The following is a 14866-nucleotide window of genomic DNA, read 5'->3' as shown; positions in this document are numbered from 1 at the left end:
TAATTGTTTGTTAGAAGGTAACATGAAATTTCGGCACCGCTTTTCCTTTTCTTCCAGTATACAACAAACCCAGTACCTATGCGGCACTGGGTCTGTTTTTACAAATTCTGCTTGCGTTTTGCAGTGCTCTCCATTAGGGTGCTTTTTCTCTTTCTTTTATAAGTTTCTAGTACCATAAGCCACCACGCGTTTAGCTGATCTAGCACGCTGTAGCTGGATTTTCCAGCTTCAATGCCGCGCGTTTAGCTGATCTAACACGCTGTAGCTGGATTTTCCAGCTTCAATGCCGCGCGTTTAGCTGATCTAACACGCTGTAGCTGGATTTTCCAGCTTTAATGCCGCGCGTTTTGCTGATCTGGCACGCTGTAGCTGGATTTTCCAGCTTCAATGCCGCGCGTTTTGCTGATCTGGCACGCTGTAGCTGGACTTTCCAGCTTCAATGCCGCGCGTTTAGCTGATCTGGCACGCTGTAGCTGGATTTTCCAGCTTCAATGCCGAGCGTTTAGCTGATCAGACGCGCTGTAGCTGGATTTTCCAGCTTCAATGCCCCGTGGCTAGCTGATCTGGCACGCTGTAGCTGGATTTTCCAGCTTCAATGCCGAGCGTTTAGCTTATCTGGCACACTGTAGCTGGATTTTCCAGCTTCAATGCCGCGCGTTTAGCTGATCTGGCACGCTGTAGCTGGGTTCTAACACTTACAAATCATCAACATATTTCCATCCGGATCTTTGAAATTAAACCAATGGCCATGCTCGATATCGGTAACGAGCTCAACATTACGGTCTTTCATGAATTGGTAAGCTTTATGTATATCGTCCGTATTAAAATGGAAGGCAGGCTTTCTAAAATAGGAATCACCATCGTAAATTTTGCTGTCTAACACGAGATTTAATCCGTTATTATCCAATGGTAGGCAACAAAGATGCCCATGAATAATCTCAAACGTAGGTTCCAGCCCAAGAATGGAGCAATACCATTGCCTTGCTTCTCTAATATCACTTACGGGAATAAAAATGCCGCCTACTTTACTTAATATCACACTCACGTTGGGACACTCCTTCACAAATCTCGTTTTTTATATGAAACATACGTGACAACCGTTAGCAGGGCGATAACGACTGCCGAAATGAGGACATACACGGCATCAAATCCACCGCCATACATGATATTTTTCGCTTCATAATATTTAAACGGGGTCACATATTTCAAGAATTCCAGCTTTTCGTTAAAGTCGATCGCAATCGATAAAATGAACGTAAAGAGCATGATGCCTGTTGCAAGCGAGGCTGCCTTTTTGGCGTTTTTATAAACGGCTGCAATGGATGTGCCAATGACCAGAAAGAGCAGCTGTAAAATAAACATACCCAGCATGACGATTGTGATATCCCCATTCACGGCCTCACCTTTGCTGTAAGCCCCAACAATGAACATACTCGAAATCCATGACACGAGGTTAAAAATAAGAATGTTCACTAAAGCGCTTAGCAGCTTCCAAGTGATGATTCTATGTCTGGACAAAGGCTTCACGAATAAAAACTCCGCCGTCTTGTCCCGCTCCTCTTTCGCAATGATATTAGCACCAAGCATAGTCGCATGTATCGTTGCCATCAAAAGGAAATATAGCACTAGGATACCGAAATAGCCGCTAGCCTTCGATAAATCCAAAGCGCCTGCACCCATAATCACTTGAAGCGATTTCGGCATTTCCGCCATCAGATCATTAATCTGTCCATTCGCTGCCGTTGCTTGATACTTGTTCATGCCGCTTGTTACTAGAAAAATGAGCCCTAAGCTCCAAAAAATCATCGATTTCCGAAATGTTTTCATTTCTCTCCAAAAAATATTCAATGGCTGTTCCTCCTCTCACCCGCATTCAAACGGCATGAACATCCTTTTTCGTGTAGATGAAATAGCCGGCCGCAATCGAAACCACGATCATCGCGATAGCTGCAATGACATAAGGTGCCTCATAGCTGGCATGCTCAAGCATGTATGTCCCGTTAAAGTATTTAAATGGCGAGAAATAACGCTTAGCTCCCTCCCCATCTACGGCAACGACCATTCCGATCACGAAAAAGGCAAACACCGTACCCAGACTGACGGATAAGACGGCTTTTATTTTAGAAAAAACGACGGAAATGATGAACCCTATGGCTAGAAACATGAGCTGGATGAACAGTAACGTGAATGAAATCAATAGAAATATGTTCACATCGAAATCAACCGTTTTTACTTGAAGCGCCATCAAATAGGCTGCAACGATATAGATCACACACGTAATCACTAATGAAGCAATAGCCGCTAATAGCTTGGATGTCAATATTTTAGTACGTGTTACGGGCTTCGTAAGAAGAAAGTCTGCTGTTTTCTCACGAACTTCCTTCGAGACGATCGACGTTCCCAAAACCATGGCTTGAATGGCTCCGCAAAGCGTAATGTACATAAAGATATACATATAGAATCCAAGTAGGGTACCAAAGGTCTCGATTTCAATACCAAGCGCTTTCCTGACCCCTTCTGGATACCCTTCTAATACGGAATAAAATTCAGAAAAATCCTTAGAGACCGAAGGAAAAAGGGATAAGAATAGGACGATGACAGCAATTAAGGAGCACGTCCACGTGATCGTGGATTTCCGATAAGCTCTCAATTCATGAAGGAAAATATTCATTCCTTTTAAGCCTCCTTCTCGTAGTAGTGCATAAAAATCTCCTCTAAATCAGGCTCTTCGATCCACAGATTATCGATTTCAATTTCAGCAATTTTTCTCATTACTTGATTGATGTTACCTTTAAATAAGAAGCTCGTTGTCCGGCCATGGACATCTATGTTATTGACCCCGGTCATCTTGAAAAAATGAGGGTCGAGCGCTTGCGCTGTGTCAATTTTAAATCTTTTGAAATTGTTTTCTTTTAACGTACTGATCTTCTCAACCGTCACAATCCTACCTTCCTTAATAATCGCAACTCGATCGCACAGTCTCTGAACTTCACTCAATATGTGAGAGGAAAAAAGAATCGTAGCTCCCCTTTTATTCTGTTGTTCGAGTAATTCGAAAAACTTCATCTGCATGAGCGGATCCAGTCCACTTGTCGGTTCATCCAGGATAATGAGCTTAGGATCGTGCAGTAGCCCTTGAACGATGCCCACTTTCTTTTTATTTCCCAGAGATAGATCATCGATTTTCTTCGTAACATCCAGATCCATCATTTCAGCAAGTTCTTTTATTCTCTTGGTACAATCCTTCTTGTAAAAGCTGGCTGAATACTTGAGTAGGTCAATGACCTTCATGTTGTCATAATAAAATACCTCGGAAGGTAAATAGCCGATGTCTTTCTTAATTTCAGGCGCAAACTGGATGCAGTCTTTCCCGAAAATTTTGGCGCTGCCACTGGTTGGAAAAATCAGAGACAGCAGCGTTCGAATCGTGGTTGATTTTCCTGCACCATTCGGCCCAATAAAACCAAAAATCTCTCCTTCTTCGATCGAAAAACTAACATCTGTAATGCCTCGTGAATTCCCATAGGTTTTGGTCAGATTATTAATTTCAATGGCATGCATGGTGTAGCCTCCTTATGAATTCCCTGTGATTTATTGAGTTTAGCAAGCAAAAAGAAGCCCTAAGCATAGAGAATCTCTACGCTCGGGCTTCTTCACAGAAGAAGGCGAGTGTGCGGTTCTCTCTCAAAGCACTACGAGGTTAGCTGTCGGATTCGGACTTGAGAGCGTCCTACCTAATGCTTGCGCGCATCAGGATTCACCCCATGAAGCCATGTGTTGCTTGTACGGCTTCGATTGGTTCCCCCGTTTCCCTACTGGGAATTAAGTGGTATATTTTAGAAAAAAAACAACTTGTCGTAATGAATCTTACGCCGTTCTCTATAGAATGTAAAACTTAGATTCGCCTTTAATTATTGCTTATTTGACTTTGGCAACTCATGAAAGCGTATTCATTCGTAGGTGACGTTGATTATCCCCTGCTTTGCTACATTTTAGTACTCCTTGCGTTATACAACCGCCGGTACTCCTGCGGAGTCTGTCCAGTGTGCTCCCGAAAGCGCGCGATGAAGTAACTGCTCTGCGAAAACCCTGTGTTCTCTGCCACTTGCTTGATCGTCCATTCTGTCGACATGAGCAGTTGCTTCGCTACGACGAGACGACATTCAAACAGCCCTTCCATCGGGGGCCGCCCCTTCACTTCGTGAAACATTCGACTAAAATAATACGTGCTGAAGCCTGCCTGCTCGGCCATCTGCAGCAGTGTCAACGGCTCCGTACAATGGGCCCGAATATATTCCGCAACCTCTCTCATCCGCGCACGCTTATCCAGCATGGTTGCTGTTCCAAGCGTCTCCGCACTTACGGCAAGCTCAGCAAGCAGTTCATAGAGCTTTACGGCCAATTGCACCTCGTTCCGATCATTAGGGGAAGCTAATTCAAGTAAGCCCCCTGCCCGTTGTTTGAGCTTCGGCACATCACTGGAGGTAAACAACCATACGGATGAAGTTCCTTGACCGTTCAATAACCTGCTTAGTCCCTCGCCCGCTAGGTGGACCCAGAATACCTCCCAAGGCTCCTTCGGATCGGTTCGATACTCCTGCTCGAGACCAGGCCCGTAATAAAAACCCTGCCCTGCTTCCAAGCAGATTTCCTTTCCGTTTGCTTTCACATAGCCTTTACCGCTTAACACGATATGCAAATTGGCTTGCTACAGCTGTTCCGATTCTATAATTGAGGCCTAAAGGGCGAATGACGTACATATTAAATGGATAAGAGAGCATCTTGCAGTGAAGGGATCGACTGAAAGTACTTACAGGATGGAAAAGAGGCGGCCAGCTCCGCCCCTTGCTTATGTTGGGTTTCCGGTTCTATCCTAGAACCGAGTCGATAAATCGATAGTGCTTCTCTCTGTTAAATCCCTACTGTTGATTTTGACATTGAACTAGCGAAAAACGCGTTACTAAAATAGGGATCGCCGGCTGCAGCGCAGTTTGCGATCCCTATTTCTGCAGACTAAAGAGCAGAATAATTTGATTAGAGGAAATTTCCAAAAAAATATATTAATGATGGGTTATTTGGAATAATAAGGGATTAATCGTAAAAAGGATTTCAAAAATCCTTGGTAGCGATTTATTACTATCCCCACCATTTCCATTTTTTCCTGCGAAAACCGGCCACGATAAGGAGAAGCAGCGGAATAATCAGCATATTTATCGTTATATCGAATGGCGCTACCAATCTTGAATGACTTCCTATACTAAAATAATTCGGAAACCCCCACAAACTAAATACAACAACCAGCAATCCAACCGGAAATACGATTGGCCGATAATCCGAAAGATTCAAACATAGTGCGATCGTAAGGGTGCTCGCATAATAATACACTGCAATTTTCAAGAAATTTCCAGCTACCCACATAGCCAGGAGCAAGGACTCTAAATTTTCGAAGAAATTGGCAAAGCTGATATAACGAAAAGCAATCAATACCGGATAGACTTTATTGTCCACATCCGGCCCTAACAAAAGTAAGATAATCAGGTTGATAAATACCATACTAAAAACGACAGTACTTAGTGAAATTAACAACTTTTTCTTTCCTTTTTGTGGATCTGTTAAGCAGGGCAGAAAAAAAGACATCAAAAAAACTTGAGTTACCCACGCCTGTATTCCTATCGCTCCTTTGATTACAGGGGTAATTCCATGGCTTAGGATGGGAAATATATATTTTATGTGCATTTCAGGGATAAGTAAAAGCAGAATGAATAGTGGCAAAATAAAGAAGGGAGTAAAAATCATTGCGCTCCTTACAATCATCTCCGCTCCGCCCCGGACGGCAAGCCCCGCGAGCAATACCATCAAGGCGACGATTAACTGCGGGGGAGTCTCGAACAGAAAGTTGCTCTTTACAAACTCAGCATATTGCCTAGAGATAATACCTATTGAAGGTAGCAGATGAAAAATCATTACAATCGTTATAAGTTTTCCAGGAATTTTCCCAAGTATTTGCTCACTGTACTCAGCGAAGGATTGTTTTGGATACAGTTCATGTAACCGAATTAGTGTATAAACTGTTAAATAGCCGGATAGAAGGGTAAATAGTCCCGTCATCCAATTATCATTTTTGGCATAATGTGCCGAAAAGGATGGCAAAAGTATAAAGCCAGTAGCTAGTATGGTCGGATACAGTAATACCGCTAATTGGAATGATGATATTTTTCCTTTATCCAGCAACAGTCTTCCCCCTCCCAGTTACAATTGTTCTATTTCAGCAGTGCCGAAAGCGGTTTATATATGGTCTTAAGCAAGTCTGTGGGACCAGCAATGTGAGGCAGATCGAAAAATAACATAATCCAACCCGCAAGAAGCAGCGATATGAATGCAGCTTTATCCCGAATTGGTTTTTGTTTCAATTTCGGCCATTCTAAATATGAGATCAGAATCACTGCTGCAGTAGCCGCCCAAAAAGTCCAATTCATTTATCTCTCCTCTATTCATTGGGTTCTTCCACCGAGAAATTAGTAAGGCCAGGTTTCGATATTGATGCTTCAACTTCAATACGAACTTCAACCTCTGGAAACACATCTTCCCATTGGTTCTTCACTTTTTCCCATTCCTCAGGATATTTCTTCCGAAATTCCATGGCGAAGTCAAATATGTCCACCTTAATCTTGTGCTGCACTTCTTGTAGTGCAAGCTGAATTCGTTGCCTGACATCATTCGCGAATGCCTGTTCTAGCATGTTTAATGATTCTGGTTTCATAATATCCAGCGGGGTACTGTTTTGAACGATGTTTCCTTCTGTCTTCACTCTCATGTTTATTATCCAATGATTCCCTTCAATTTTGGGAATCAGCTTTACGCTTGCTTTAATCGGATTTAAAGACACCGTTCCCTTTACTTCATCAAGTTCAAAGGTACTTGTGTAATCCTCAACTTCATTCTTGATCCACATAACACCCCGGGTCACTTTCATCGAGATTTTCGCAACCATTTTATCTTCCTTTAAAATGGCGGTTCCGTTTATATAAGGAATCGTTTTGGTTTCAACTGACTTCGTCGTTTCTTCTGGCGGTAGAATTTCGATCATCGGAATGACGGCTGAGTTGGAAACTCCACGTAACATAATACTTAATTGCTCCATCGTCACACCAAACGCTTTCTTATTTTGGGCTAATTCTCTCAGCGAATCAGCCGAGTTGCGTTCAAGAGTAGGAACTACCATCAGTGCATCTGATGCATTTCCTTTACTGACAAACATAAAGGCACGTTCTCTTGGTTGGGGGTGGCGAAGTAAAAAGTCGAATTGTTCCCGGATACCTTTCTCTGCGAGGGTTTCTCCGAATATGAATACCTTGCATTGTCCCCAAAATAATTTCCGAGAAATTTTCCCTTGAAGTTTAGACAGAGCATCCGCCGTATTTTCTCCAACTTGCATACGTGTGAATGTTTGCGCTCCACCGCCACCACTACCAGAGGAAGCAGATTTACTACTCTTTGGAATAAAGATTTGTGCAGTTATTCGAATTTGATTATTTTCCGTATTATCGAATGCGATCGCTGACACTAAAGCCAAATCGTTAAGTTCCGTTCGGTCCCAGCAACCGCTAATCAAAAAACAAGTGAGGAGTAAAATAATTAAGTTCAGAATTGTTTTCATTAGATCTGTCTTCCTTTTTTTTGCTTTTCACCATTCAGTGTCCCTTATCTTCCCTTCTTGGTTTCGGCTTTTGGTTGGGATCCTGACGATAATTATTATCCCCCCCCGTGAGATGAGGACGTTCATCCATCATCCACAAAGGAGACCTAATAATGACGTCTCTCAGTTCCCGCATTCTAGGGGCATTCATCGAGGAGAGATAAGGAACGCCGAAGGAGTGTATGTGGCATAGATGAAGAACAATGGCGATCACACCCATCATTATACCAATCAGCCCTAGCGATCCCGCGAGCAATATCATAGGAAACCGCAGAATCCGTATGGCAATCCCGATGTTATATCTAGGAATCATTAAGGATGAGATGCCTCCAAGTGCAACCACGATCACAATCGGCGCTGATATGAGACCAGCCTGTACGGCCGATTCTCCGATTACGAGCGCACCAACAATGCTGACGGCAGCGCCAATTTGTTTCGGTAATCGTACTCCTGCCTCACGAAGTGCTTCAAAGAAAACCTCCATGATTAATACTTCAATCATAGCCGGAAAGGGTATGTCCTCCCTTGAACTTGCCATACTGAAGAGCAGAGAACCCGGGAGCATTTCTTGATGAAAAGTTAGAATCGCAACATACAGCGACGGAAGCAAAAGAGAGATAGCGGTAAAAATGTATCGCAGCCAACGCGTGAAAGTAGAGATCAAAAAACCCTGATAATAATCCTCTTGACTCTGCATTAAGGATGCAAAGGTAATAGGAACTATTAATACGAAAGGAGTACCCTCCGTTAGGATAGCTATCCTTCCTTCCAACAAATTGCCGCATGTTACATCAGGACGTTCTGTGTTAAGTACTAGCGGAAAAGGAGTAAAGGGGAATTGCACAATCATTTCCTCAATATATCCGCTCTCCAGAATTCCATCTATTTTTATGTTCTGAAGCCGATTCTTTATTTGTTCTACCAAGTTTATATCCACGATCCCGTCGATATAAGCAATCGCTATATTTGTTTGAGTATATTCCCCGATAACGATTGTTTCTATTTTCAAATGGGGACTCTTGATGATACGACGTAGTTGGGATGTATTGATTCGAAGGGTTTCAGTAAATCCTTCTCGCGGCCCTCTAATCCCCGATTCTGCTGAAGGTTCTTCGATAGCACGTTTCTCCCATTTGGTTAACCCTAATGCAAGGCCCCTCGCCTCATTATCCAGCAAAAGGATTGGATAGCCGTTTGAAAGATACTCGATACCTTTTAAAAAGGTGTTAAATTGTTTCACTTGAGTGACTGTTAGCTTATTCTCAATGTTACTTAGAATATCGCAGCTTTCGACTACTCCCTCCCGTAAGAGAGGAGAATACACATACTTCTCAATTCCTTCCGAATCGGATAACCCTTCTATATATATGAAAAGTGCTTTCGTTCTCTCCCCAATGACAAAAGAACGGAATATTACATCCGAACAATTGGCATAAATTGAGTGAAATACGTTCAGATTTTGCTCCAAATTTGGATACATCTCTTGTTGAAATGGATTATTGCTATGTGGCTGCTGTCCGAGATTTTCAGTTAGTTTCGTTTTTTTTTTAGTAGGTGACTGATAAGATCGAATTTTGACACTAGGGTAAATCTCCTTCAGAGAAATATTCTTAAACTAATTATTTCCAGTTTTGATAGTAATCAAACCTGACTTTCACTTTCATGGTAATAGGGTTACTTTAAATGAAAAAATCACCTATCATATTGAATAGGTGATTTTTTTCGTCATGAATCACTCAGCAATCTCTTGTTTCGGAAGTTTCTTGTATTTTTCCAAAATCTCATTTTTTTCAGATTTAAACTTCTCAATGTTTAAACCTTATCTGTCATTTGTAAAATCAGATGAATTACCTTTATCTTTAAATTTCCCTTGAATCATTCCTGTTAACACATAGTAATTATCATTTCCATCTGCTACATCAGAATCATCCCTACTTAAAAATAGCACTGTTTTTTCTCCCTTAGTAAAATCAGGATCAGCATCTGAAATTACCTTTGTTTCATCAATTGTTCCTTTATCTATACGAACACGTATATGATTGGAATCGTAAGGAACGCCTTTTATGGTGTCTTCTATTTTTATAACAACATCAGATTGTATGATATTCCGCGCATCTTTACCTTTAATACCGTTTGGATTACTCCATTTAGAAGGCAGTTGTTCTTCCACGATGCCAACCACAATTAAATCAGATTCACCTGTTAGTTGTGTAAGTTTTTTCTCAGGTATAATGCTGTGTATTTCCATTTTACTTTGGTTAGAATTGTAGTAAGTAGTTCCAGCTACTCCTATTAATAACAACGTTGCAAATGCTACTGTTAATAAAATTTTTATATTGTAGTCCTCCTACTATGATAATGCTACTACAACAACCATCTCCCATAATTTTCAATACAATCATCAGACACCTATAAGCTTTAAAAAGTTGCTCATGCGCGTATCGAATTGACTGTAGCAGGAAAACAACGGGATAGTTTAACACTGTACCTTGCAATACGATGTACCATGCAATACAATTAAACCGACTAACTGGAGGTGAGTGCCATGGACAAGGAAATGATGAAAGGCAGTATTGATATTTTGCTGTTAGCAGAATTAAACAGAGGCGATTCTTATGGATACGAAATCGTTAAAAATTTAAAACAAAGAAGCAACAACTTTTATGATATGAGCGAAGGAACGTTATACCCCGCTTTAAGGCGTTTGGAGAATAAGGCTTTTGTGGAATCGTATTGGGGAGAATCAAATGATGGGGGCAGAAGAAAGTATTACCGCATTGCGGAAAGCGGCAAAACCGAACTTGCTCGGAAGCTAAGACAATGGAATGCGCTTCATATGATGATATTAAATGTTACGGAGGGAGCACTATGAGTCATATCCAACGTTATTTACAACAACTATCTTCCAATCTTGATTGTAATACAAGGACAAAAGAAGAACTTATTGAAGAGTTTCAAGACCATTTGATGCTATTAAAGAAAGAATACATAGAGAAAGGAATGCCAGCGGATATTTCTGAAAAATGTGCTGTTTTTGACTTTGGAGAGTACAAATTATTACACAAAAATTTAGATCAAGCATTAAATCCTTTTAAAAAAATCATGAAGGTAACGCAATGGTTATTTTTTGTTATCTACGTATGGTTCGTATCCATGGCTCTATTTATAGGCAAATTCGATAATTTATCGTATATCAACAATGCAGATAGAGGAGTTACTTTAAGGCTTGATTGGGGGATTTATTCAGGATATAACGTGATACCGTTTAAAAACATAGACCACGAAATCATTAAATCTATATTTTGGGTTGCGCGTAGAAATGCCTTCGACATCACCTTTTTCACAACGGCACTGGGTGTTGCTTTGCTATTCATTCCTTTAGGTTTTCTTCTTCCGATTTTATTTAAGGTCAATACCTGGAGGAAAGTCATGCTTTATTCTTTGGTAGTGGGGGGATCCATTGAATTGATTCAATTCATTACAAATACTGGTGTCTTAAATGTGAATGATATCTTATTATATGTACTCGGTTCAGTTTCTGGATGGTCAGTTTACTCTTCTATAAGAAAAATAAAGGTACCACGATTAGGAAAAATCAAAGTTTGATAGCGGCAAGAAAAGCGCTATAGTTTCGGACACGCCTGCTAGAGCGTGAACCGAAACTATAGCGCTTTATTTATAACGATCTTCTATGAAAAAAAGTGCTCCAAATCGTTTAACACACGCTCGGTTAAAGGGAAAACAAGCTGCTCTTCCCACTCTGCATGATGTTCCAGCTCCTGCATGAATTGATCGGTCATGACACGGAGTGTCCGGATCTGCTGAATCCCCTTCTCCGAATCCTCTACAAGAATCAATTCCTTGGCGCCAGCTTCGAGGTTTCTCAGCTTCTCTCTCAATTCGCAATGTTCTACAAAAGAATTGTATACTCGGTCTGTACCTGCCTCGTAAGTGTTTTTCCAAGTTACCTTCGGGTGCTTTTAATGATCAACACAATAACAATCCCCGTAAGATTTGCAAAGACCGTAACAGGCTCCGGAGGAGTTAATCAACCGTTGAGGTTACTCCTTCATATTTATAAAAGGAAATTAACCGATTGAACTAACCGATGGTTTTATAGCTAAGTGGAAATTTATCAAACAGGGTTTCAACCTGTTTCATTCCCCCCCAATGTTCAAATAACTTTTCACCCTGTTCTGTAATCTGATGAGGCGTTTTGTGTGTACATGCGTTATCTCCGCTCTGTGCAAAGATGATATATAAAATTCCGTCCTCAACCCCTCCTGTTTTAGGACTCGAGGGAATTCCAAGGTTCTCGGCAAGCGCGATGGAACCGATTCCTATAGAATCATCCGGTTCAACGTCACCTACAATGGCGTAGCAGATTTTTTTATTCAATGTATTAATGACTAAGCACAAATCCCCAATCTTAGCTTCCATCAAATGGCGTGCAGGAAGTGCTATATAGGGGATTACAGTGGCATCCAAATATCTCGTTTGGTCATTAACATGCTTCCTGCAATCCGATAGTGCAGTCTTGGAGATATAGTAGCCTGGGGCAGGATCATTCGCCCCCTGCACGATTGGAGTTCCCGATGAGTCCGTTACCAGACCCCACCAATATCCCTCAATACCCGCTTTTTTCAAAAATTCATAGGCCAGTTCGCTATTCTGATGAAAGGCTTTGGGGGTACCCGCAGCAACCACGTCCAGTTTACTAACAAAAAAAAAGGCATTCGGCTCTTTTTTACTAACTGCTTTCCAAACTTTAATAGTTGCTTTCAAGCCGTCATCGAGAAGAGACGTAAACAATACTTTATAAGGAGAGATCGTAGGCGGGGATGAAGGTCTCTGATCAACAGGATGCTGTGTGTTACTTGCTCTTGTATTTATAGTCAGGGTCATTCCTTTTTTTATTTCCTCACTAGCCAGTTTATTTTCCTGCATAATGGCTTGTTTGGTCGTGCTGAATTTATCGGCAATGGAATCTAGAGAATCTCCAATGTCCACGACATATTTTTGAACGGGTCTCATTGTATTGTCAATTGGCGGGTTTTGAACTGATGAGCCAGTCTCGGGCAGGTTATCGTATGGTATCGTATTATTATTGTTCCGATTTTCAATTTCCAATTTCTTTCCTGGAACGATAAGATCATCCGTCAATTGATTCAGCTGCATGATCGCTTGCTTGGTCGTATTGAATTGTTGTGCTATGGAGTCTAATGTATCCCCGGCCTTCACAATATAGGACACAGTGGCCCTTGAATCTAAGGGGATAAAAAGCTGCTGACCAATATAGATCACACCATTGGATATCGAATTTGCCTTCACTAGTGACTGTAACGGCACGGCAAATCTTTGAGAAATCAGCGATACGGAATCTCTTGGTTGGACGATATACCACATCTGCCTTCCTCCTTTATCAAAACAGCGCTAAATCATGATATTATAGTGTTCTTTCAGCACGAACTTGACCTGGTCCCAACCACCCCATTTACTAAAAGCGTGATGTGCATCTTTGTTTATTTCCTCCACACTCTTAATCGTTCTAACACCGTTAGCGGAACCGGGAAAGATGATATATATCATCCCAAAAGGCTCGAACGCTTGGGTTGGGTTTGGCGCAATGTCTTTAATAGCGAGCTGCTTACCAAGATGAATGGATCCTTCGCCTATTTTACCTGCAAACCTCGTACCCTCTGCAAGTGAGATGGACTCATGTGTTGGGCCCCAATCTGCGCAAATTGCATATGAGGCTTTTTTAGTCCTTGTATTGATGACCACTCCGTAGTCTCCAAGACTTACCCAGTTTGTATTATGAGGCATGACATAGAAGGGAGTCGATTCACTCTTAAAACATTTGCCACATGGGCGGACCGAGTGGTCGCAAATTGAATAGCACCCCGTTGTTTCTACTGCCATTTTGCTCATAAAGAAGTATGCCGCTCTTGAATTGTATATGGGTATCTCTTTCCCTATATCTTTCGCTTTAAATACGGCAATTTTATGACCTTTCTTCCAGTCTGGCTTACTTGGCCAATTACCTTCTAGCGGTTTTGTTTCTTGGGGACTTGGGACTTGCCGCCAATCATCGCTTTCGTTCAGTTCTACCTCACCTGCCTCCGTATTATGGCTCTCTTTTACTGAATGGAACGGGATGAAAAGTGAGCGACCTGGAGTTACCGTAGGAGCTAGCATTTGGTTTGCAGCCATTAGCTCCTCTTGTTTAACTTGGAATCTGTGGCAGATCTGATGAAAAGATTCCCCTTCTTTTACTGTATAAAACATGGTTCATTCACCTCCTTTTCCATATATAGTAATTTATATAGAAAATATAACTTTCAAATGGATATACTGGTAAATAATTGTATATTCCGCCCAAAAGCAAAAAAGGCCTCTGAGATTTATCGAATCCGTGAAAAGTGTATTTGATGAGTCAACAATCAACGATTCTCCCACTAGTACGAGTTTCTTCTTATTATATGTAATCGGTTAAAATCAAAGTTTGATCGCGGCAAGAAAAGCGCCATACTTTCGGACACGCCTGCTAGAGCGTGAACCGAAACTATGGCGCTTTATTTATAACGATCTTCTATGAAAAAAAGTGCTCCAAATCGGTTAACACCCACTCGGTTAAAGGGAAAACAAGCTGCTCTTCCATGGTAAAGTGGTCATTTAAGATCAGACATGCTTGCACTAGATGCGCTGCGGCATCCGCTAATTGCTTCTTCACAACTTGGGGAGTGACATCAATAACAGCCTCTTGAAACGACGCTATAAACGAAACGCCAAGTTGATGATCCTTCTCCAATACCCAGAAAGAGGGCATCATGGAAACAAATCCTGCTCCTCCCACTCTGCATGATGCTCCAGCTCCTGCATGAATTGATCGGTCATGACACGGAGTGTCCGGATCTGCTGAATCCCCTTCTCCGAATCCTCTACAAGAATCAATTCCTTGGCGCCAGCTTCGAGGTTTCACAGCCTCTCTCAATTCGCAATGTTCGTCCTTTAAACGATCTATCGCATAAGCAAGCTCCGCGGGGTTGGAAGAAGCAAGCCCCGACATGTAGCCATTAGATTGAATCGTCATACAGAGTCCTCCCAAGGTTCATTTACATTCTGCCTCTAGTTTAGCATCGTGTAAAAGTTATTGCTGTGCGTTACATC

The 14866-nt window shown here is 41.6% G+C and carries 16 protein-coding genes and 1 riboswitch; of the genes, 2 read left to right on the top strand and 14 right to left on the bottom strand.

The features are described 5' to 3' along the window. Positions 1 to 688 precede the first annotated feature (688 nt). The 10 genes from AC58PQ_RS27150 to AC58PQ_RS27105 all read right to left on the bottom strand — a co-directional run bounded on the left by AC58PQ_RS27150 (position 689) and on the right by AC58PQ_RS27105 (position 9998). Entirely contained in the window at positions 689 to 1045 is a 357-nt protein-coding gene (locus AC58PQ_RS27150; RefSeq protein WP_497247112.1) for a VOC family protein, read from the bottom strand. Positions 1046 to 1059: 14 nt separating this feature from the next. Continuing rightward, positions 1060 to 1848: a DUF2705 family protein gene (locus AC58PQ_RS27145; RefSeq protein WP_497247110.1), complete on the bottom strand. Its 789-nt coding sequence runs from the start codon at positions 1846 to 1848 to the stop codon at positions 1060 to 1062. Positions 1849 to 1873: 25 nt separating this feature from the next. After that, positions 1874 to 2671: an ABC transporter permease subunit gene (locus AC58PQ_RS27140; protein ID WP_497247108.1), complete on the bottom strand. Its 798-nt coding sequence runs from the start codon at positions 2669 to 2671 to the stop codon at positions 1874 to 1876. A 5-nt stretch (positions 2672 to 2676) separates the two neighbouring features. After that, positions 2677 to 3561 carry an ABC transporter ATP-binding protein gene (locus tag AC58PQ_RS27135; RefSeq protein ID WP_497247106.1) on the bottom strand — a complete coding sequence of 295 codons (885 nt, stop codon included), beginning with the start codon at positions 3559 to 3561 and terminating at the stop codon, positions 2677 to 2679. 113 nt (positions 3562 to 3674) lie between these two features. After that, a riboswitch (cyclic di-AMP (ydaO/yuaA leader) is annotated at positions 3675 to 3839 on the bottom strand. 146 nt (positions 3840 to 3985) lie between these two features. Further along, positions 3986 to 4690 (bottom strand): AraC family transcriptional regulator, encoded by a 705-nt coding sequence (locus tag AC58PQ_RS27130; protein ID WP_497247118.1) that lies wholly within the window; start codon positions 4688 to 4690, stop codon positions 3986 to 3988. Positions 4691 to 5136: 446 nt separating this feature from the next. Next, positions 5137 to 6231 (bottom strand): GerAB/ArcD/ProY family transporter, encoded by a 1095-nt coding sequence (locus tag AC58PQ_RS27125; protein ID WP_497247104.1) that lies wholly within the window; start codon positions 6229 to 6231, stop codon positions 5137 to 5139. A 29-nt stretch (positions 6232 to 6260) separates the two neighbouring features. Beyond that, positions 6261 to 6476, bottom strand: coding sequence for a hypothetical protein (locus AC58PQ_RS27120; RefSeq protein ID WP_497247102.1), 216 nt, complete (start codon positions 6474 to 6476; stop codon positions 6261 to 6263). An 11-nt stretch (positions 6477 to 6487) separates the two neighbouring features. Further along, positions 6488 to 7657: a Ger(x)C family spore germination protein gene (locus tag AC58PQ_RS27115; RefSeq protein ID WP_497247100.1), complete on the bottom strand. Its 1170-nt coding sequence runs from the start codon at positions 7655 to 7657 to the stop codon at positions 6488 to 6490. 34 nt (positions 7658 to 7691) lie between these two features. Next, positions 7692 to 9164: a spore germination protein gene (locus tag AC58PQ_RS27110; RefSeq protein ID WP_497247098.1), complete on the bottom strand. Its 1473-nt coding sequence runs from the start codon at positions 9162 to 9164 to the stop codon at positions 7692 to 7694. A 351-nt stretch (positions 9165 to 9515) separates the two neighbouring features. Further along, positions 9516 to 9998, bottom strand: coding sequence for a hypothetical protein (locus AC58PQ_RS27105; protein ID WP_497247096.1), 483 nt, complete (start codon positions 9996 to 9998; stop codon positions 9516 to 9518). A gap of 243 nt (positions 9999 to 10241) precedes the next feature. Here AC58PQ_RS27105 and AC58PQ_RS27100 point away from each other — a divergent pair, with 243 nt between their 5' ends. Next, positions 10242 to 10568, top strand: a complete 327-nt coding sequence (locus AC58PQ_RS27100) for a PadR family transcriptional regulator (RefSeq protein ID WP_497247094.1) — start codon at positions 10242 to 10244, stop codon at positions 10566 to 10568. Then, positions 10565 to 11302 carry a VanZ family protein gene (locus AC58PQ_RS27095; RefSeq protein WP_497247092.1) on the top strand — a complete coding sequence of 246 codons (738 nt, stop codon included), beginning with the start codon at positions 10565 to 10567 and terminating at the stop codon, positions 11300 to 11302. Before AC58PQ_RS27100 ends, AC58PQ_RS27095 begins: the two co-directional genes overlap by 4 nt. An 83-nt stretch (positions 11303 to 11385) precedes the next feature. On the opposite strand, the gene AC58PQ_RS27090 is transcribed toward AC58PQ_RS27095, so the two are convergent. From AC58PQ_RS27090 to AC58PQ_RS27075, 4 genes are all read right to left on the bottom strand, one after another. Further along, entirely contained in the window at positions 11386 to 11595 is a 210-nt protein-coding gene (locus tag AC58PQ_RS27090) for a hypothetical protein (protein ID WP_497247090.1), read from the bottom strand. Between the two features lie 202 nt (positions 11596 to 11797). Further along, entirely contained in the window at positions 11798 to 13102 is a 1305-nt protein-coding gene (locus AC58PQ_RS27085; protein WP_497247088.1) for a LysM peptidoglycan-binding domain-containing protein, read from the bottom strand. A 27-nt stretch (positions 13103 to 13129) separates the two neighbouring features. Continuing rightward, entirely contained in the window at positions 13130 to 13984 is an 855-nt protein-coding gene (locus AC58PQ_RS27080) for a LysM peptidoglycan-binding domain-containing protein (protein ID WP_497247086.1), read from the bottom strand. Between the two features lie 304 nt (positions 13985 to 14288). Then, positions 14289 to 14789 carry a hypothetical protein gene (locus AC58PQ_RS27075; RefSeq protein WP_497247084.1) on the bottom strand — a complete coding sequence of 167 codons (501 nt, stop codon included), beginning with the start codon at positions 14787 to 14789 and terminating at the stop codon, positions 14289 to 14291. Between the last annotated feature and the right edge of the window lie 77 nt (positions 14790 to 14866).

Source organism: Paenibacillus sp. J22P143, from assembly GCF_059692035.1.
This window is presented reverse-complemented; position numbering and strand designations above follow the sequence as displayed.

Coding starts and splice junctions, on each gene's coding strand:
- AC58PQ_RS27085 (WP_497247088.1), bottom strand. CDS start 13,102: ATGTGGTATATCGTCCAACCAAGAGATTCCGTATCGCTGATTTCTCAA.
- AC58PQ_RS27140 (WP_497247108.1), bottom strand. CDS start 2,671: ATGAATATTTTCCTTCATGAATTGAGAGCTTATCGGAAATCCACGATC.
- AC58PQ_RS27115 (WP_497247100.1), bottom strand. CDS start 7,657: ATGAAAACAATTCTGAACTTAATTATTTTACTCCTCACTTGTTTTTTG.
- AC58PQ_RS27120 (WP_497247102.1), bottom strand. CDS start 6,476: ATGAATTGGACTTTTTGGGCGGCTACTGCAGCAGTGATTCTGATCTCA.
- AC58PQ_RS27080 (WP_497247086.1), bottom strand. CDS start 13,984: ATGTTTTATACAGTAAAAGAAGGGGAATCTTTTCATCAGATCTGCCAC.
- AC58PQ_RS27135 (WP_497247106.1), bottom strand. CDS start 3,561: ATGCATGCCATTGAAATTAATAATCTGACCAAAACCTATGGGAATTCA.
- AC58PQ_RS27075 (WP_497247084.1), bottom strand. CDS start 14,789: ATGACGATTCAATCTAATGGCTACATGTCGGGGCTTGCTTCTTCCAAC.
- AC58PQ_RS27100 (WP_497247094.1), top strand. CDS start 10,242: ATGGACAAGGAAATGATGAAAGGCAGTATTGATATTTTGCTGTTAGCA.
- AC58PQ_RS27095 (WP_497247092.1), top strand. CDS start 10,565: ATGAGTCATATCCAACGTTATTTACAACAACTATCTTCCAATCTTGAT.